The organism is uncultured Thiodictyon sp. (assembly GCA_903837595.1).
GTDB lineage: Bacteria > Pseudomonadota > Gammaproteobacteria > Chromatiales > Chromatiaceae > Thiodictyon.
Genome location: CAILVI010000423.1, coordinates 14753 through 34257, shown reverse-complemented (window position 1 = coordinate 34257; position 19505 = coordinate 14753). Strand labels below are relative to the sequence as shown.

Below are 19505 nucleotides of genomic sequence, written 5' to 3'. Positions count from 1 at the left end.
GCTGCTGCTGTTTCTGCTGCCGCTGGCCCAGTTGGCTCCGGTGCCGATGTCGTGGTGGGCCGAACTGCCGGGCCGGGCCTTCTACGCCGGGGCGATGCGACTCACCGGTGACGTCGGCGAGGGTTTCGGCTGGCGGGCGATCTCACTGATCCCGAGCACCACCGAGGGCGCCTGGCTGACGCTGCTGCCGCCACTGGCGGCTTTTCTGGTCGCGATGCGGCTGGACCGGGAACGGCTGCTGGTGTTGGTGGTGGTGTTTTTGAGTATCGCCGCCGGTGAGGCGCTGCTGGGACTGATCCAGTACGGCCAATCCTGGATGAGCGACGGCAACGCCTTGGGCACCTACCGCAACCGCAACCACTTGGCCGGCTTACTGGAGATGGCCCTACCGGTCAGCCTGGCCCTGCTGGCCGCGACGATCGGCCACGGTCGGCCGGCGCACACCGGCGGGCGGCGTGGCCGGAGCAGACAGAGCGTGCGGCGCTGGGTGGCGCGCTTCACTGTGACGCGGATCAACCAGGCGGCGGCGTTTGGCGCGCTGTCGCTGGCCATTCTGGTCGGATTGATTTTTACGCGCTCCCGCACCGGGATCAGCCTGGCGATGCTGGGGGTCGTGCTCTGCACCTTGATGTTCTCCTTCCGACTGGGTGGGCGTAACGCCTACGGGCTGATCGGTACCGTCACCGCCGCCGGCATCGGACTGGCTAGCCTGATCGGCTTGCTGCCGGTGTGGAGCCGGTTCGCCTTCACGGACCCCTTCGAGGATTGGCGCTGGCCCATCTTCAACGCCACGGTGCAGGCGATCGGTGAATTTTTCCCCTTGGGAAGCGGTGCAGGCACCTTCCTCGAGGTCATGCGGCGGTTTCATCCGGACACCATTACCGGTGTTTACATTAACCGTGCCCACAATGACTATTTGGAATGGTTGCTGGAGTTCGGCTTGCTTGCGGGTGTGCTGGTCGCGGTCTGGCTGCTATTCTACCTTCACCAGTGGGGACGGGTATGGACACGCGGGGAGTGGACGCCGTTCCGCTTCGCCCAAGGTGGGGCGGGCATCGCGGTGCTGCTGATGATGTTGCACACCTTGGGCGACTATAACCTGCGGACTCCGGCTAACGCGGTTTTCACGGCGTTCCTGGCCGGGGTGTTTTTTCACCGCTCGCGGCACCACGAAGAGCACCGCCACCGCCACCCGCAAGCAGCCGGCGAGGAGGCGCGACCGGCACCATCGATCTTTACGATTCCGCCCGAAAACCAGCGCAACCCGTTCGAGGCCTGAGCTTAGCCAGCGGCTCACCTGGCCTCAAGCAGCATGCTGCGTCTGCACCGACCAGCGGGCATGAAGGAGGTTAAAGATGACATGACAGCATCCGAGCTATTGCAATACTGGGTATTGCCGGGCACCTTCCTGCTCAGTGTCGGCCTGATTTCGCTGCTGGCCCGGCCGGCCCAGACCCTGGGCTGGGTTGACCACCCCTGCACCCGCAAACACCACCGCTACCCGGTGCCGCTGGTCGGCGGGGTGGTGATTGTGCTTCGCCTTCGGCCTGAGCGTCCTGCTGCTCCCGGCCAAACCGCACGACTGGCCGATCCTTTTAGTCAGCATGACGGTGTTGACGCTGGTTGGGCTATACGACGATATCCACTCCAGCCGGCCGGCGACGCGCTTCCTGTTTCAAGCCGTCGCCGTCCTGATCATGGCCTTGGGGAGCCACGTGGCGTTAAGCAGTCTGGGCGACCTGTTCGGACTGGGCGCGGTTACCCTCGGGGCGGGGGCCGTGCTGTTCACGCTGTTCAGCGTGATCGGCGTGATCAACGCCTTCAACATGATTGACGGGCTCGATGGACTGGCGGGTGGCACGGGCCTGATCGTCACCGGCTGGCTGCTCGTGCTGTGCCTGACTGCTCCTGTCTCTCAGCCGGGCGAGATCGGCGCCCTGCTCGCGCTGGCGATGGCGCTTTGCGGCTTCCTCGCCTACAACCTGCGCCATCCCTGGCGGGCCCAGGCCAGCGTGTTCATGGGCGATGCCGGCAGCACCATGCTCGGCTTCGTCTTGAGTTGGTTTCTGATCCATCTGTCACAAGGTGATCACGCCGTGATGGCACCGATCACCGCGGTGTGGATTCTGGCCCTGCCGCTGCTGGACACCTTGACGGTGATGGCGCGGCGCCTGCTCACCGGACACAGTCCCTTCGCCGCCGACCGCCAGCACTTGCACCATCTGCTGCTTGGGCGCGGCCTGCCGGATGGCCGGGCCACCGCCTGGCTACTGGCACTCACCTTCGTCACCGGCGCCGCCGGCGTGCTGGCCGACCGCTTGGCGGTGCCTCAGTATCTAGCGTTCTACGCTTTCGCCGGGCTGTTCCTGCTGTATTTCCGACTCACGACCGGATGGCTGAGGCAACGCAACAACTTACCGGCGGCTGGCCTGGATCGTCGCCGGCCGCGATCAGTCGGGGACGACGAAGCATGAAAAGCGGCTGAAGGAGATCGACTCCGCGCTCAGCGCGCGAGCACCCCCATCACCAGGGGCAATTCGCTCACCGGCAGCCGTCCTGTGATCGTCGCCCGGTCGACGAACCGCTCCAACTCGCACACCTGGCAGCGCAGCCCCAGGTCCATCACCCAACGGCCATCCACCAACAGCGCGGCATGCGTGACCCGCAGGGGTGGACCGGCGATCAGCAAATATTCGAGCCGCTCCGGGGAGTAGCCATATTGACGAATCAGCCGGTCGGCCTTGGCGACGGCGTAGGCTTTGCAGTCCCAGTACTTGAGCCGGTCCAGATCGGCGGGATCGGGCCAGTCCTCCTGACAGGAGTCGCGCGGGCAGCGCACGCCCTGACGGTTGACGGCGGCGTTGATCTGGAGCAGCGTCGCCTCGGTTGACGGCGGGGCAGTGGCGCAACCGCCGAGCAGCAGCGCAGCGAGAATCGCTAAGACGCGGGTGGGGGTGGGGGCTGTGGTCATCCGCAAACAATACCCCATTTGGACGCAATTTGATTGGCCAGCGGCACCGATCGTCCGACCCGGGACCCTGTCGTTACGCATCGCTTTCTTGGCGTCTGCCTGTCCCCATGTCTGGGTGAACGCATTTCTTTCCTCCAAGGTATCCACCCATGACGACCCCCAACGCCGACGCCGACGCCGCAGAACCAGAGCGCGCCAGCCGGACGCTCACCCTGGCGGCGTTCGCCGTCGCCCTCCTCGCCCTGGCCGCGATCGGCACTGGCCTGTGGCACCTGACCGGGGCCACGGCGGGGCTCAGGGTGGAAACCCAACGCCTCGGCGAGATCCCGGTGACCGTCTACCATCCGGCGGGCGGGACACCGGCACCTGTGGTCATTATCGCCCACGGATTCGCCGCCTCGCAGCAGTTGATGCAGCCCTATGCGGTGACCCTGGCCCGCAACGGGTACCTCGCGGTGACCTTCGACTTCCCAGGGCACGGTCGCAACGCGCAGCCCTTCGTCGCCCGTCTGGAGGACGAGGCGCGGCGCGTCGGGGTCTTGCTGGGGGCACTGGAACAGGTAGCCGGCTTCGCGTCCGGGCTGCCGGGGGGCGATGGGCGCCTCAGCTTGCTCGGACACTCCATGGCCGGGGATGTGTTGTTGCGTTACGCCACCGCGCACCGGGACCAGGTCGTGGCCTCGGTCCTCCTGTCACCCTATATGGGCCCGGATGCCCCCCGGACCCAGCCGCGCGACCTGCTGTTCGTGTTCGGTGCGCTGGAGCCCGCGATGCTCCATGAAGCAGGTCGCACGGCCATCACGGCCGCCACCGGCGGCGCGGTTGAGCCCGGCGTGACCTATGGTGACCTGGCCACGGGCAGTGCCCGAGAGCTGGTGCTGGTTCCCGGGGTGGAGCACATCGGGGTGCTGTACGGACGCGGCGGCATCGGCGCCGCCCTGGATTGGCTGAACCGGGCACTCGGACACGCGGGGGGCGGCTTCATTGACGCGCGCGGGCGCTCGCTCGGGCTGCTGTTCCTCGGCATTGTCGCCCTGAGCTGGCCACTGTCGCGACTGCTGCCACGGGCCGCGACCCGGCCATTAGGGGCGGGCCTCAACTGGCGGCGGCTGCTGCCGGTGGCGATCTTCCCGGCGCTGCTCACCCCACTGGTCTTGCGCTTCATGCCGAGCGACTACCTGTCGATCCTGCTCGGCGACTATCTGGCCCTGCACTTCGGGGTCTACGGCCTGCTGACCATGGCGGGGCTCTGGGCCACGGCAGGCAGCCTGGCTGGACGGGGACTGTGGTTGGGGCTGGTGATCGCCATTCTGGGCGCCAGCACGTACCTTACCCTGGCGAGCGAACGACCCCTCCTGGATAGCCAGGTCGCCGCCATGCTGAACCTGCCGATCGCCGCGCCGCAGCTCAACCGCTACGCCACCGCTTGCCTCCTCGGGGTCTACGCCTTGCTGGCCATCGCGGCGCTGCGCTTACCGCCCTGGCGCCAGGGCGCGGGCGCTTCACCGCAGCTGGCGGGGCGGGTCCAGTGGCCGGGTCTCGCGATCGGCACCTTGGTCGCCTGCACCTACGTGACGCTCGCCATCGCGCTCCCCATCGACCGCTACGTGACCTCCTTCGTGCCCGGCGCAGATCGCGCCTGGCTGATCTTGGGGATAGTCCCAGGCACCTGGGCCTACTTTGCCGCCGATGGCTGGCTCACCCACGGGCCAGGGGCACCGCGGGCCGCCCCGGCGCTGACCAAGGCGTTGTTCCTGTTCTCGCTGGTGGCGGCGGTGGCCCTGAATCTGAGTCAGCTCTTCTTTCTCATCATCATCGTGCCGGCCATCCTGGTCTTCTTCCTGCTCTACGGACTCATCGGCGGTTGGATCTACCGCCGCACCCGCCACCCACTGGTGGGCGCACTGGCCATCGGACTCGCCTTTGCCTGGGCCATCGCGGTGACCTTTCCGGTGGTCGACTGACCCTCAGTCCTCGCGCCGAATGCGCCGAAAGTGCCCCTCGATGACCCGGGGACCCTGCTGGGGGTCCCCGGACAAGGTGCGCACCGGGATGACCCCCACGTAGCGCCGGATGACCCAGCGGCGCAGCGGTGGGATCAGGAGCAGGAAGCCGATGATGTCGGTGAGGAAGCCGGGCAGCAGGAGGAACAGGCCGGCGACCAGGAGCAGGGCGCCGTCCAACAGCTCCAGGGCCGGGACCTCATTGCGGGCGAGGGTCTCGCGCACCCGCATGAGGACACTGAACCCCTGACGCCGGACCAGCCAGGTGCCCAGCAGCGAGCACAACACGGTGAGCGCGATGGCCGGCACGGCGCCGATGACCGCTCCCACTTTGATCAGCAAATAGATCTCGATCAGCGGCACGCCGATGAACAGTAAAACAAAAATTGGCACGGTAGCGGTCTCTTGGTAGGAGGGCGCGGCGGTTTGGCAGCGCAACAATGGCCGGTATCCGCGTCCCAGTGGAAGCCAAGGACCGGCCATCCCCGTATCATCCCACAGTCAGCGCGCGAACTGCCGTCATCCCGAAACCCGCATGAGGAGCCTTATGACCCCGCAAACCGATTGTCGGCTGGTGTTCTGCACCTGTCCGGACCAGGAAACTGCCGTACGCATTGCCGAGCGGTTGGTGGGCGAACGGCTGGCCGCCTGCGTGAATCTGCTGCCGGGTCTCACCTCCATCTACCGCTGGCAGGGCGCGATCGAGCGCGAGACGGAGGTGCTGTTGCTGATCAAGACGGTGGCAGGGCACCTTCCGGCCCTGACCGAGACCCTGCGCGGGCTGCACCCCTACGCGGTACCCGAAATCATCGCACTCCCGATCACCGAGGGGCTGCCCGACTACCTGAGCTGGGTGAGCACATGCACGCAACCAGACGTATGAGGGTGAAGACCGGGTGGGCGGGTCTGCTCCTGCTGATCGTCGGCATCTCGGCCCTGGCCGCCGACGATTTTCTGCCGCCGGAGCAGGCCTTCGAGGTCTCGGCGCAGCCGGACGGGCCGGACGCCGTACGGGTGCGCTGGCTCATCGCCGAGGGCTATTACCTCTACCAGGGCAAGCTGCGCTTCGCCACCGATACCCCGGAGATGACACTCGGCAGCCCGGCCCTACCGGCTGCTGAGACCAAGCAGGACGCCTACTTCGGCGAGGTGAAGATCTATCGCCATCAGGTCGAGGCGCATCTGCCGGTCACGCGCCAGCCGGGCGCCGGGGACACCCTGACCCTGGAGATCAGCGCCCAGGGCTGTGCCGATGCCGGTCTGTGCTACCCCCCGCAACGCCAGCAACTGCGGGTTACGCTGCCGCGGGCCGTCGCACCGGCGCCCGAGCCCCCAGCCCTACCCGCAGCGGACGGCGTCGGCGCACGCGTTCAACGCGTTGGCCAGACCATCGCGCCGACCAGGGGACTGGGACTACCGGACGCGATCCCGAGCGTCGAGGAGGCATTTGTTTTTCAGGCGCAGCTGGCCGCACCGGACCGGCTGGAACTTACCTGGACCATCGCCCCCGGGACCTACCTGGATCGCGACCAGATCGTGCTTGCCCTGGACGATGCGCCCGGGGTCAGGCTCGGGGCCTTCCAATTGCCCCCGGGCACGCTGACGAAGGATGGGGTCAGACCGGACGGCAGCCTCGGCGAAGTGGCAGTCTACCGCGACCGCTTGGATCTCAATCTGCCCTTGGTGCGCAGCGCAGCCGCGCCGACCACGATCACCCTGGTCGCCAAATATCGGGGGTGCGCCGAGCAGGGGATCTGCTATCCGCCCCAAACCCAGCGCATCACACTCGACCTGCCGGCGCTGCCCCCCGACAGTGCGGGCCGGGCCGCGGGCGCTGCATCCGCCGTACGCGTCGCACCGACCGCACCGCTCACCGCCACCGCGCCGACGCGGCCGGCCGACCCGCCGAGGGCCGCGGGGCCGCCGGCGGAGCAAGACCGGATCGCCGCGGTCCTGGCCGGGGGCAGCCTGTTGGCGGTGGTTGCACTCTTCTTCGGCTTCGGGCTCCTGCTCGCCTTCACCCCCTGCGTCTTTCCGATGATCCCGATCCTGTCCGGCATCATCGCCGGCCACGGCGCCCATCTAACGACCCGCCGGGCCTTCACCCTGTCACTGATCTATGTTCTCGCCATGGCCTTGACCTATACGACGGCCGGGGTGCTGGCGGGACTGTTCGGGGCCAACCTCCAGGCGGTCTTCCAGAATCCCTGGATACTCACCGCCTTCGCCCTGGTGTTCGTCGCCCTGGCCTTGTCCATGTTCGGGTTCTATCACCTGCAACTGCCCTCCGCGCTGCACGCCCGGCTGGCGGCACTCAGCCACCAGCAACGCGGCGGCACCCTGATCGGGGTGGCCGTCATGGGCGTGCTCTCCGCCCTGATCGTGGGTCCCTGCGTCGCCCCGCCACTGTTCGGGGCACTGATCTATATCAGCCAGACCGGGGACGCCGTGCTGGGCGGGGTGGCCCTGTTCTCCCTGAGCCTGGGAATGGGTGCGCCGCTCATCATCATCGGCACCTCTGCCGGCCAGCTCCTGCCCCGCGCCGGGTCCTGGATGGGGGCGGTCAACGCGGTCTTCGGCGTGGCGCTCCTGGGGGTGGCGATTGCGCTCTTGGAGCGCATCCTGCCCGCGGCGGTGGCGATGCTCCTGTGGGGGTTGCTGCTCATCGGTTGCGCGGTCTATCTGGGGGCACTCACCCAGCTGCCCCCCGGGGCCCACGGCTGGGACAAGTTATGGAAGGGGCTCGGGGTCGGCCTGCTGATCTACGGAGCCCTCATGCTGGTCGGTGCCGCGGCGGGTGGTAAGGACACGCTCCAGCCCCTGCGCGGTCTGCCGGATGTGGGTGGCGCGGGCACCACGACCGAATCCCTCGCCTTCAAGCGGATCAAGACTCTGGCCGACCTGGACCGGGAACTGGCCGGTGCCCGCGCGGCCGGGCGGCCGGTGATGCTCGATTTCTACGCCGATTGGTGTGTATCCTGCAAAGAGCTGGAGCGCGACACCTTCAGCGACCCCGCGGTAATCGGCGCCCTCAAGCACTTCGTCCTGCTCCAAGCGGATGTCACCGCCAACGACGCCGCCGATCAGGCCCTGATGCAGGGACATTTTAAGATCCCCGGCCCACCGGCCATGCTGTTCTTCGATCCCGCGGGAGCCGAGCGGCCGGACCTGCGGCTGGTCGGATTCACGCCCGCCCCGGCGTTCGTTGCGCACCTGCGCCGCGTCGGCCCCTGAGACGAGCCGCCACGGGGCTGCGGCCGCGCGAAGACCCAAGCCGCAAGGCTGGACAAGATCGCGCGAAATCGGCACAATTCGCGGCGCTTTGCCGCCCCTGCACCGACTACCCGCTGCCGGGCGGCGCCTTGGCGGCCGTCGCCCCCGCGCCGGCAACCCCGAACCCCCGAATCTGCAAGGTCACAGCGCCGACATGGCAAGCATCCTGGTCCTCAACGGACCCAACCTCAACCTACTCGGAACCCGGGAGCCGGGCCACTATGGCCAGGTCACCCTGGCGCAAATCGAGGAGCGGCTGCGGGCTGCGGCGCAGCGCGAGGGTCATGACCTGGCCTTCGTCCAGAGCAACGCCGAGCATGTCCTGATTGAGCGGATTCACGCCGCCCCGGCGGACGGGGTGTGCTTCATGCTCTTCAACCCGGCCGCCTTTACCCATACCAGCGTTGCGCTGCGCGACGCACTGCTCGCCGTCGCCATCCCCTTCATCGAGGTCCACCTCTCGAACGTGCATGCGCGCGAGCCCTTTCGTCGCCACTCCCACTTCTCCGACATTGCGGTGGGGGTGATCAGCGGGCTGGGTGCGCAAGGGTATGAACTGGCGCTTTGCGCCGCCTTCAGCCGGCTGGTGCCGGCCAATCCCACCGAGAACCACTGAACATGGATATCCGCAAGGTCAAGAAACTGATCGAACTCCTGGAGCAATCCAACGTGGCGGAGATCGAGATCCACGAGGGGGAGGAGTCGGTACGCATCAGCCGACACGGCGGGGCGACATCGCTGTTTATGCCCCAGGCAATGACGCTGCCGGCGGCAGCAGCAGCGCCCGCGGCCGCTGTCACCCCGGTCAAGCCCGGCGATGAGGTGCTCGATGGACTGGCGGGCGAGGTCGTGCGCTCACCCATGGTCGGCACCTTCTACCGCGCCCCCGCCCCGGGCTCCGGGCCCTTCGTCGAGGAGGGTCAAAAGGTCAAGTCAGGGGACACACTGTGCATCATCGAGGCGATGAAGATCCTGAATCAGATCGAGAGTGAAAAGGCCGGTACCGTGCGCCGCATCCTGGTGGAAAACGGCCAACCGGTCGAATACAACCAGCCCCTGTTCATTATCGAGTGACCGGCCCTCGCGGCACCCGCCGCGGGACCCCGTGCGCCACCCCGCATCCGTCGGCCACCGTTATACAGGCAACCCCAGCATGCCAGCCATGATCGAGAAGATCCTCATCGCCAACCGGGGCGAGATCGCACTGCGCGTCTTGCGCGCCTGCCGTGAACTCGGCATCCGCACGGTCGCCGTCCATTCGGAGGCGGACCGGGACTTAAAGCACGTACTCCTGGCGGACGAGTCGGTCTGTATCGGGCCGGCCGCCTCGCGCGACAGCTATCTCAATATTCCGGCCATCATCAGCTCAGCCGAGGTCACCGATACGGTGGCCATTCATCCGGGCTACGGATTCCTGTCCGAGAACGCGGACTTTGCCGAACGGGTGGAGAGTTCCGGCTTCATCTTCATCGGCCCACGTCCGGAGACCATCCGGCTGATGGGCGACAAGGTTTCCGCGATCGCGGCCATGAAGGCGGCCGGCGTGCCCTGCGTGCCCGGCTCGGACGGCCCCTTGGACGACAACGACAAGAAGCGTACATTGGATCTCGCCCGCGCCATCGGTTATCCGATCATCATCAAGGCCTCCGGCGGCGGCGGCGGTCGCGGGATGCGAGTCGTGAATTCGGAGGCGACCCTGCTCAACGCCATCTCGCTCACCCGGGCCGAGGCCGCGGCCGCCTTCAACAATAACATGGTGTACATGGAAAAGTACCTCGAGAACCCGCGCCATATCGAGTTCCAGATGCTGGCCGACCAGCACGGCAATGCCATCCATTTGGGCGAGCGCGACTGCTCCATGCAGCGCCGTCACCAAAAGGTGGTGGAAGAGGCCCCGGCGCCCGGCATTACCCAGGCGCAACGCCATGAGATCGGCGAACGCTGCGCCCAGGCGTGCCGGGACATTGGCTATCGCGGCGCCGGCACCTTCGAGTTCCTTTATGAGGACGGGCACTTCTATTTCATCGAGATGAATACCCGCGTCCAGGTGGAGCACCCGGTAACCGAGATGGTGACCGGGGTGGATATCGTGAAGGAACAGATCCTGGTCGCGGCTGGGGAGCACCTACGCTACCGCCAGAAGGACATCGTGATGCGCGGTCATGCCGTGGAGTGTCGCATCAACGCCGAGCACTCCGAAACCTTCCGCCCGAGCCCCGGCAAGATCACCGAATTCCACGCCCCCGGCGGGCCCGGGATCCGCATGGACACCCACATCTATTCCGGCTACACGGTGCCGTCGTACTACGACTCCATGATCGGCAAGCTGATCACCCACGGGGAGGATCGCGCGGTCGCGATTGCCCGCATGAACAATGCGCTGCGCGAGACGGTGATTGAAGGCATCGACACCAACATCAAGCTCCAGCGCAGCATCATGCGTGACGCTGCCTTCGAGGCCGGCGGGGCCAATATCCACTATCTGGAGAAGAAGCTGGGGATGTGACGGACTCCTTATGGCCCTTTTTCCCGAGCACCCGCCCATGTCCTGGCTGCAACTCTCTCTCACGGTCCCGCAAGACCAGTCCCCGCTGCTGGAGGCCGCCCTGGAGAATGCCGGGGCGCTGGCGGTGACCCTGGGCGATGCCGGCGACGACCCCCAGCTCGAGCCCCCGCCCGGGGCCATGCCACTGTGGCAGGCGGTACAGCTGCACGCACTGTTCGAGGACGATGCGGCGGGCGCGACCCAGGTCGAGGCCCTCACCGTGGCCTTCGGCCCACTGAGCCTGACGCCGCCGCGCTGCGAGCGCATCGCCGATCGTGCCTGGGAACGGGTCTGGCTCGAGGACTTCCGACCCACCCGCTTCGGCCGCCGACTCTGGGTCTGCCCCCAAGGCCAGCCGGCGCCGGACCCGGACGGCATCGTCGTGGACCTGGACCCGGGGCTGGCCTTCGGCACCGGGCATCACCCGACCACCGCGCTGTGCCTGGAGTGGCTGGATGGGGCGGAGCTTGCGGGACTCACCCTGCTCGACTACGGCTGCGGCTCCGGGATCCTCGCCATCGCGGCCCTGAAGCTCGGTGCCGCCGCGGTGATCGCGGTCGACCACGATCCCCAGGCGATCGAGGCCACGCTCGCCAACGCCGCCGCCAACGGCGTTGACGGCGGGTTGACCGTCTGTCTGCCCGGTGAGCTGGCCACGCTCGCGGCCCGCCTGCCGGTGGCCTGCGTGCTCGCCAACATCCTGGCCGGGCCCTTGGTGGAGTTGGCCACGCGGTTGCTCGCGGCCCTGGCGCCCGGGGGCCAGCTGGTCCTCTCCGGGGTACTGGCCGAGCAGGTGAGCACGGTGAGCGCCGCCTATGAGCGGCAGGTCGAACTGGCGCCGGTGCGGTTGCGCGAGGGGTGGGCGCTCATCGCGGGGACCCGACGCGCGGAGCGCTGACGATGCCCCTGACGACCCGCTGCACCCGCTGTCGACGCCAGTTTCCCGTCTACGCCCAGCAACTCAAGACCCACCGCGGACAGGTTGACTGCCCGCACTGCGGTGAGCGCTTGGATGCGGTGGCTGGGCTGGTCGACGAAGCAGGCGTTGCCGGCGCGGCCCCGCTGAACCGCGGCCGCGCTGATGCGGGTGCCGGTACCGGCCCTGGCGCCAATGCCGCCCGCCGACGCGCGGAACCGCGGGAGACGCGCCTGACCCTGACGCCCGCGATGGTTCCGACCGCCGGCCCGGCGCCGACCCCCGCCCGGCGCACGGTCAGTATCCGGGCGCCGACCCCGCCGCCCCCCCCACGCCGGTCGACGCGCGCCCGGCGCCATTGGGGGCGCCTGTCCCTGGTCCTGGGATTGAGCGTGTTATTGGGCGTCCAACTGGTCTGGTGGCGACGCGCCGAGTTGCTGCGTGATCCCAACGGATTCCATCTCCTGAACACCTGGTGCGGCTATCTGGGGTGCCACCTGGCGCCCCCCCGGTTGCCCGGTGCACTGGCCGTGCGCGAACCGTCACTGAACCCGGACGCCGTGAGCGGTGCATTGATGCTGCGCCTCACCATCGGGAACAGCGCCGAACTGCCGCAACCGGCCCCGCTGATCGAGCTGGAGTTGTACGACCAACAGGGCGACCTGACCGCGGTGCGCCGCTTCTCACCGAGCGAATACGCCGCCGCGCCCGGGCCCGGGGGCGCCGGCCACGCCGCCCCCATCGCCCCGCACGAGGCCCGCGTGGTGGCCCTGGCCTTGGCACCGCCCAGCACGGAGGCATCGGGGTTCAAGGTGCGACTGCGATGACACCGGCTCCCCCGGCGGGCGCGCTGCGCCCCTTTAGCATCGGCCCCTACCGGTTCCCGACCAATCTGATCCTGGCCCCGATGGCGGGCATCAGCGACCGCCCCTACCGGGCGCTGTGCCGACGCTTGGGCGCCGCGCTCGCGGTCTCGGAGATGGTGTCCTGCGATACCACGCTGTGGGGTTCGATGAAGTCGCTGCGCCGCCTGGACTTTGCCGGTGAGCAGGGGCCAGTGTCGGTACAGATCGTCGGAACCGATCCGCTGGCCATGGCCGAGGCGGCGCGGATGAATCTGGGCGCGGGCGCCCAGCTCATCGACATCAACATGGGCTGCCCGGCCAAGAAGGTCTGTCGGGTGGCGGCGGGCTCGGCCCTGCTGCGCGACGAATTGCTGGTGGGGCGGATCCTCGCCGCGGTGGTGCACGCGGCCGCCCCGGCCCCGGTGACGCTGAAGATCCGCACCGGGTGGTCACCCGGGGAGCGCAATGCGCTCGCCATCGCGCGCATCGCGCGGGAGTCGGGCGTGGCCGCGCTGGCGGTCCACGGCCGCACCCGCGGCTGCGGCTATGACACCCCGGCCGAACACGAGACGCTCCGCGCCATTCGCCTGCAAGTGGACATTACGTTGATCGCCAACGGCGATATCGACTCCCCCCAGGCCGCCCGGCGGGTGCTGGACTCCACCGGTTGCGATGCTATTATGATCGGGCGCGCGGCCCAGGGACGCCCCTGGATCTTCCGCGACATCGCCACCTATCTGGCCACCGGTGCCGACACGCCCGCGCCGGCGCGCGACTGGATCAGGGACCTCGTCCTGGAACACCTGGACGCGCTCTATCGTTTCTACGGGACCCGTGCCGGGGTGCGGATCGCGCGCAAACACATCGCTTGGTACTGTCGCGGGCTCCCGGGGGCCGCGGCCTTCAGGATCGCCGTCAATCGCGCAGACAGCACGCTGGACCAGCAACAGCAGGTCCGTACCTTCTTCAACAAACACCCCGCACGGGAGGATCAGGCGGCATGACGACAGCGCTTCAGGACGACGACGACCATCCACCGCCGTCCGCACACCCTGGGACCACGGCCTGTCGCGCCACCGACCTTCATGTGGTCCAGACCGAGCGCGCCGATCCCTTGAGCAAGTGCGTGGAAGACGCCGTGGCGAACTATCTGCGCAACATGGATGGGCACGCCATCACCGACCTGTATCGGTTGGTCATCGAGGAGGTCGAACGCCCACTGTTCGAGACGGTGCTGCGTTCCGCCCAGGGCAACCTCACCCTGGCGGCCCGCATCCTGGGGCTTACCCGCAGCACCTTGCGCAAACGGCTGGCGCACCACAACATCACGCGCTAGTTAAATCGCCCGCTGGTCGATTTAACTTGGTTTAATCTCTTTTGTGGCCTGGGGCCTACCGGAAATCAATCTATGCAACCCATACGGCGCGCGCTCATCAGTGTTTCGGATAAGACCGGGGTCGTGGAGTTGGCCCGGGGGCTGGTCGACCGGGGGGTCGAGATCCTCTCTACCGGCGGGACCGCCACGCTGCTCGCGCAGCAGGGGATTGCAGTGACCGAGGTGTCGGACTACACCGGCTTCCCGGAGATGATGGGCGGGCGGGTCAAGACCCTGCACCCGCGTATCCACGGCGGCATCCTAGGGCGACGTGGGACCGATGAGGCGGTGATGGACGCCCATGCCATCAACCCCATCGACCTGGTCGTGGTGAATCTCTATCCCTTCGAGCAGACCGTCGCCAAACCCGGCTGCGATCTCGCCACCGCGATCGAAAACATCGACATCGGCGGCCCCACCATGGTGCGGGCGGCGGCCAAGAATCACGCCGGGGTGACGGTGGTGGTGGATGCGGCCGATTACCCCCGGGTACTGGCCGAATTGGCCGCGACCGGGGGCGTCAGCGCCGCCACCCGCTTCGACCTCGCGGTCAAGGCCTTCGAGCATACCGCCGCCTATGACGGGGCCATCGCCAACTATCTGGGCGCGGTGATTGAGCACCCGCAGCAGCAGGCCGCGGGCTTCCCGCGCACCTTCAATCTCCAGTTCCGCAAGCGCCAGGGCATGCGCTATGGCGAGAACCCCCATCAGAACGCGGTGTTTTATACTGAACTCAATCCCCGGGAGGCCGGCGTCGCCACCGCCCGCCAACTCCAGGGCAAGGAGCTCAGCTACAACAATATTGCTGACACGGATGCCGCCATCGAATGCGTCAAGCAGTTCGACGAGGGCATGGCCTGCGTCATCGTCAAGCACGCCAACCCCTGCGGGGTCGCACTGGGCGAGAGCCTGCTCGACGCCTATGAGCGTGCCTTCAGCACCGACCCCGAATCCGCCTTCGGCGGCATCATCGCCTTTAATCGCGAGCTGGATGGTGAGACCGCCCGCATCATCTGCGAGCGCCAATTTGTAGAGGTGATCGTCGCCCCGCGGGTCTCGGCGGCGGCCTCGGCGGCAGTCGCGGCAAAGAAGAACGTGCGCCTGCTCGAGTGCGGTGAATGGGCAAGCGAGCCGCTCGCGCGGCTCGATTTCAAGCGCGTCAACGGCGGACTCCTGGTCCAGGACGCGGATCTCCGCCTCATCGACTCATTGCGCACCGTCACCAAGCGCGAACCGACCCCCGAAGAGCTGGCGGACCTGCTGTTCAGCTGGCGCGTGGCCAAGTCCGTCAAGTCCAACGCCATCGTCTACGGGCGTAACGGCATGACCATCGGTGTGGGCGCCGGCCAGATGAGCCGGGTCAATTCCGCGCGCATCGCCGCCATCAAGGCCGAATTGGCGGGGCTCGAGGTGAAGGGCTCGGTGATGGCCTCCGACGCCTTCTTCCCCTTCCGCGACGGCATCGACTCGGCCGCGGCGGCCGGCATCACCGCGGTCATCGAACCCGGAGGCTCACTGCGGGATGAAGAAGTCATCGCCGCCGCCGACGAGCACGGCATGGCTATGGTCTTCACCGGGATGCGGCATTTCCGGCATTAGGAAGGACTTTCCCTCGTGACACCGTTGCGCGGTGTCACGCCTGCAATTCCGGCGCTCTGCGCCCCCGTACTCATAGCCAGCGCATGAACATCCATCCCACCGCGATCATCGAAGACGGCGCGCAGGTCCATGAGACGGCCAGCGTCGGCCCCTACTCCATCATTGAGGCAGGGGCCGTCATCGGTGAGGGGTGCCGTATCGAAAGTTCCGTGCGTATCTTCGCGCCAACCCGCATGGGCGCGTTCAACCGTGTCTGCCACGGTGCCACCCTGGGTTCCGACGCCCAGGACCTCACCTTCGATCCGGCGCGGGCCAGTCCACTCACGATCGGCGACCACAATCATTTCAAGGAAGGGGTGAATATCAGTTGCGGGACCAAGAGCGCCGAGGGCACCCGCATCGGCAGCCACAATTACTGGATGGCCTATTCCCACGCCGGTCACGACTGCGTGGTCGGCGATCACAATATCTTCGCCAATACCGCCACCCTGGCGGGTCATGTCGAGGTGGATCACCACTGTTTCCTCTCCGGCCAGGTCGCGATCCACCAGTTCTGCCGCATCGGCGCCTACGCCATGGTGGCGGGGGTGACCGGCGTACCCCAGGACGTGCCGCCATTCGCGCTGGCCGATGGGCACCGGGCGCGAATCGTCGGGATCAACGTCGTGGGCCTGCGCCGCGGCGGCTTCACCCAAGCGCAACGCAGCCGCATCAAGGGCGTCTATCGGCTGGTTTTCCGCTCGGGGCTGCGATTGGGCGAGGCCCTGGTCAAGGCCGAAACCGACTATCCAGGTCCGGAGACCGATGAGATCATCCAATTCATCCAAACGAGCCGGCGGGGCATCATTTCAATCGCCTGAGTCAAGTGTCATTCCGGCCACCCAGCCTCTCGTGACACCGCTCTAGCGGTGTCACGCAGGTGTTGGGCGCTGTGCGCCCCGAGCCCGGCGGCCGCAGTGACGATCAAAGCAGCCGCTCTGACCAAGGCTTGCCTAGTTTCCGCTCCGGCTCAAGCATCGCTACCCGCAGGAAAACCCCTATGAACATCCTCATCATCGGCGGCGGTGGGCGCGAACACGCACTCGCCTGGAAGGCCGCCCAATCGCCCCTGGCTGACCTGGTCTATGTGGCCCCCGGCCATGGCGGCACGGCCGTCGAACCGGGCGTGCAAAACGTCCCGATCCTGGCCGACGACATCCCAGCGCTGGTGCGCTTCGCCAGTGAGCAGGCCATCGGGCTCACCATCGTCGGCCCCGAGGTGCCGCTGGTGGCCGGGGTGGTGGACGCCTTTGCCGCCGCCGGGCTGCCCTGTTTCGGCCCCCGCCAGGCCGCCGCCCAACTCGAGGGATCCAAGGCCTTCAGCAAGGCCTTTCTCGAGCGCCATGGCATCCCCACCGCGGCCTACGGCGTCTTCACCGAGGTCGAGCCGGCGCTGGCTTATCTCGAGCAAGTCGGCGCGCCCATTGTGATCAAGGCGGACGGCCTGGCCGCCGGCAAGGGCGTGATCCTGGCCCAGGACCTGGACACCGCCCGCGAGGCGGTGCGCGACATGCTGGGCGCCGGGCGCTTCGGCAGCGCCGGGGCACGCGTCGTCATTGAGGAGTTCCTGACCGGCGAGGAGGCGAGTTTCATCGTCATGGTGGACGGCACCCATTGCCTGCCCATGGCGACCTCCCAGGACCACAAGGCGCGCGACGACGGCGACCGCGGCCCCAACACCGGGGGCATGGGTGCCTATTCCCCGGCCCCGGTGGTGACGCCCGCAATCCACGCCCGGGTCATGCGCCAGGTGATCGAGCCGACCATCGCCGGGCTGGCCGCCGAGGGCCTGCCCTATGTGGGATTCCTCTATGCGGGGCTCATGATTGCGCCGGACGGCACCCCCAAGGTGCTGGAATACAACTGCCGCTTCGGCGATCCCGAGACCCAGCCGATCATGATGCGCCTGAACTCCGACCTGGTCGCGCTGTGTCTGGCCGCCCTGGATGGGCGACTGAATGAGGTTGAGGCCGACTGGGACCCGCGGGTCGCGCTCGGCGTGGTCATGGCCGCCGGCGGCTACCCGGACACCTATGCCCAGGGGCGGCCGATCAGCGGCTTGGCGGCGGGCGACACCGCGGACGTCAAGGTCTTCCAGGCCGGCACGCGCCGCGATGGCGATCAGACGCTCACCGCCGGCGGGCGGGTACTGTGTGTCACCGCCTTGGGCGACACCGCCCGGGACGCCCAAGGGCTTGCCTACCGGCGGGTGCGCGAGATCGCCTGGCCGGATGCCTATTACCGCACCGACATCGGCTATCGGGCCATTGCCCGTGAGGCCGCCGGCGGCCTTTAGCACCATTGCCTGTAGGTCGCCCTTCAGGGCGACCTTGGCGCTGACCATCCCACCCTCTGCTGCGCCTGTTGCCCACTCGTCCGCGTCCTAAGCCCCCCCTTGCCTGGCGCGCTCGAGCCGACTAAAATCAGGGGAAGGCGCCTGTCCCGCGCGGCTGACTTTCCTATCCATTTCCAGCCCACACACGCCGGCAGGCGCTCTTGATCACAAGCTGTGGAGGGTCGGATGCCCACTTGGCGAAGGTTCTCGATGTGTGCTCGCGGGTCCCTGCCTTGCGCTGGTGACTCCGTGTCGGGCGCTCGCCTGGTCTTTGGCGGCGTTCCGCGGATCTTGCCGGGCACTCGGGGGATCTTGCCGGATGCTCGCCGGATCTTAAGGCCGCTCCTCAGATCTTGCAGAGTGCTCTGCGGATCTCGCAGAGCGCTCCGCGGACCTTGCAGAGTGCTCCGCGGGTCTTTCAAAACGCTCATCGGTCATTGTGGCCCGGCACCGGTTCTCGCCGAGCGCCCAGCATTCATTGCCGAGCGCGCTTCAGTCGCCGGCTATCGCTTCACATTTGTCGTACGAGATCCCCAGGTTTGCCGGAATGCTCTGCGAGGTCCGCGGAGTGCTTTGCGAGCTCTGCTGAGCACGCTGCAAGATCCGCGCAGCACTCCCGAGTCGTGGCCGATGGCTCAGCAGTCGTCGCCGAGCATTCGTCAATCGTCGCCGAACGCGCATCAGTCTTCCCGTAGCGCCCGTTGAACGGCGCTGACCACTCGTAGACCAACAGCCGTCAGGAGGAGCCGATCGATGCCTACTTCATCTTACATGCCAAGCGATGACAGCGGTAAAGCCGACTTGCTCGACCACCTTGCTCTCACCGTACCCAAATACGCCACCCTGCTGGACATCAGCGCTGCCGATATCGCGGTGCGCCAAGTCGATGCGACCGCCTTCCGCTACGCGTTTCACGTCATGAACGACATGCAATCCTATGCCCAGCATTGGACGGCCCAAAAGAATCTGCTGCGGGACGGTGGCACTGGAGCCGCGGAATGGCCGGCGCCCCCCACGCTGGATCAACCCATTCCGCCCGCCGTCCTTCCCGGTATCATCCCCAGGGCGTCGGCATTCGTTGCACATCTGAAGACCCACAAGAACTACACGACGGCCATCGGGCAGGATTTGTGGATCGTCGGCGCCTCCCATGTGATCGACCCCAGCACCTGGAAGCCCGTGCTGGGCGTCCAGATGCAGGCCGGCCATCCGGTGATCATATGGACCAAGGGCAAGGCCGGTGGGATCGAGATCTGGGTGGACCGCAATGACGGTCACAATTTCGTCTTCCTGATCATCAACACCGAACCCAACACCACCGATCTGACCCCGCTGCCCGCCCCCGGTACCAGCGCCGCCTGGCGCTACAAGGCCATCTACCGCCTCCACGATGAGCAAGTGGGGCAGTGGAGCGATGTGGTCAGCATTGCGGTGGGGGGGTAGAACATTTGAGGCTCGCGGGGCCAGGGTCTAAGCACGCAGGATATGTCCGACCCTGGCCTCGTTTCTTCCTTTTTCGTTCCTGCACATATTGGCGGCGGAGTCTCGAGTTGAGAGGAAGGATGGTCCGCCGGCGCCCTGACGGACGAGGCATCAGGAGGCCC

18 protein-coding genes are annotated in these 19505 nt (G+C 67.2%); 16 read left to right on the top strand and 2 right to left on the bottom strand.

All coding sequences use genetic code 11. The features are described 5' to 3' along the window. Window positions 1–1279: O-antigen ligase family protein (locus QZY44_RS25410; RefSeq protein ID WP_295454733.1), on the top strand; the 1279-nt coding region annotated here is incomplete at its 5' end. A 250-nt stretch (window positions 1280–1529) separates the two neighbouring features. Then, a complete protein-coding gene (locus tag QZY44_RS25405) occupies window positions 1530–2474 on the top strand; it encodes an MraY family glycosyltransferase (RefSeq protein WP_295454732.1) in 945 nt (314 codons plus the stop codon). A gap of 29 nt (window positions 2475–2503) precedes the next feature. Here QZY44_RS25405 and QZY44_RS25400 read toward each other — a convergent pair whose 3' ends face one another. Next, complete coding sequence (locus QZY44_RS25400) at window positions 2504–2971, bottom strand: hypothetical protein (protein WP_295454729.1); 468 nt, start codon at window positions 2969–2971, stop codon at window positions 2504–2506. 149 nt (window positions 2972–3120) lie between these two features. Between QZY44_RS25400 and QZY44_RS25395 the strand changes: the two genes are divergently transcribed. After that, window positions 3121–4935, top strand: coding sequence for an alpha/beta fold hydrolase (locus QZY44_RS25395; RefSeq protein WP_295454727.1), 1815 nt, complete (start codon window positions 3121–3123; stop codon window positions 4933–4935). 3 nt (window positions 4936–4938) lie between these two features. Here the strand turns inward: QZY44_RS25395 and QZY44_RS25390 are convergent, their stop codons facing one another. Further along, on the bottom strand, window positions 4939–5367 hold the full coding sequence (locus QZY44_RS25390) for an FxsA family protein (RefSeq protein ID WP_295454725.1): 429 nt from the start codon (window positions 5365–5367) through the stop codon (window positions 4939–4941). Between the two features lie 154 nt (window positions 5368–5521). Between QZY44_RS25390 and cutA the strand changes: the two genes are divergently transcribed. The 13 genes from cutA to QZY44_RS25325 all read left to right on the top strand — a co-directional run bounded on the left by cutA (window position 5522) and on the right by QZY44_RS25325 (window position 19344). Next, window positions 5522–5857, top strand: coding sequence for a divalent-cation tolerance protein CutA (cutA, locus tag QZY44_RS25385; protein ID WP_295454724.1), 336 nt, complete (start codon window positions 5522–5524; stop codon window positions 5855–5857). Further along, window positions 5854–8208 carry a protein-disulfide reductase DsbD gene (gene dsbD / locus QZY44_RS25380; protein WP_295454721.1) on the top strand — a complete coding sequence of 785 codons (2355 nt, stop codon included), beginning with the start codon at window positions 5854–5856 and terminating at the stop codon, window positions 8206–8208. Before cutA ends, dsbD begins: the two co-directional genes overlap by 4 nt. Window positions 8209–8401: 193 nt before the next feature. Further along, window positions 8402–8863 carry a type II 3-dehydroquinate dehydratase gene (aroQ, locus tag QZY44_RS25375; protein WP_295454719.1) on the top strand — a complete coding sequence of 154 codons (462 nt, stop codon included), beginning with the start codon at window positions 8402–8404 and terminating at the stop codon, window positions 8861–8863. 2 nt (window positions 8864–8865) lie between these two features. Next, on the top strand, window positions 8866–9321 hold the full coding sequence (accB, locus tag QZY44_RS25370) for an acetyl-CoA carboxylase biotin carboxyl carrier protein (protein WP_295454717.1): 456 nt from the start codon (window positions 8866–8868) through the stop codon (window positions 9319–9321). Window positions 9322–9409: 88 nt separating this feature from the next. Continuing rightward, window positions 9410–10753: an acetyl-CoA carboxylase biotin carboxylase subunit gene (accC, locus tag QZY44_RS25365; protein WP_295454740.1), complete on the top strand. Its 1344-nt coding sequence runs from the start codon at window positions 9410–9412 to the stop codon at window positions 10751–10753. Window positions 10754–10790: 37 nt separating this feature from the next. Next, on the top strand, window positions 10791–11690 hold the full coding sequence (prmA, locus tag QZY44_RS25360) for a 50S ribosomal protein L11 methyltransferase (protein WP_295454738.1): 900 nt from the start codon (window positions 10791–10793) through the stop codon (window positions 11688–11690). A 2-nt stretch (window positions 11691–11692) separates the two neighbouring features. Then, complete coding sequence (locus QZY44_RS25355) at window positions 11693–12535, top strand: zinc-ribbon and DUF3426 domain-containing protein (protein WP_295454714.1); 843 nt, start codon at window positions 11693–11695, stop codon at window positions 12533–12535. Beyond that, a complete protein-coding gene (gene dusB / locus QZY44_RS25350) occupies window positions 12532–13557 on the top strand; it encodes a tRNA dihydrouridine synthase DusB (protein ID WP_295454712.1) in 1026 nt (341 codons plus the stop codon). Before QZY44_RS25355 ends, dusB begins: the two co-directional genes overlap by 4 nt. Then, window positions 13554–13889 (top strand): helix-turn-helix domain-containing protein, encoded by a 336-nt coding sequence (locus QZY44_RS25345; protein WP_295454709.1) that lies wholly within the window; start codon window positions 13554–13556, stop codon window positions 13887–13889. Before dusB ends, QZY44_RS25345 begins: the two co-directional genes overlap by 4 nt. A 72-nt stretch (window positions 13890–13961) precedes the next feature. Continuing rightward, a complete protein-coding gene (gene purH, locus QZY44_RS25340; protein WP_295454706.1) occupies window positions 13962–15527 on the top strand; it encodes a bifunctional phosphoribosylaminoimidazolecarboxamide formyltransferase/IMP cyclohydrolase in 1566 nt (521 codons plus the stop codon). Between the two features lie 83 nt (window positions 15528–15610). Then, a complete protein-coding gene (gene lpxA, locus QZY44_RS25335; protein ID WP_295454703.1) occupies window positions 15611–16387 on the top strand; it encodes an acyl-ACP--UDP-N-acetylglucosamine O-acyltransferase in 777 nt (258 codons plus the stop codon). A 179-nt stretch (window positions 16388–16566) separates the two neighbouring features. After that, complete coding sequence (gene purD, locus QZY44_RS25330; protein ID WP_295454700.1) at window positions 16567–17862, top strand: phosphoribosylamine--glycine ligase; 1296 nt, start codon at window positions 16567–16569, stop codon at window positions 17860–17862. 792 nt (window positions 17863–18654) lie between these two features. After that, on the top strand, window positions 18655–19344 hold the full coding sequence (locus tag QZY44_RS25325; protein WP_295454697.1) for a hypothetical protein: 690 nt from the start codon (window positions 18655–18657) through the stop codon (window positions 19342–19344). Window positions 19345–19505 lie beyond the last annotated feature (161 nt).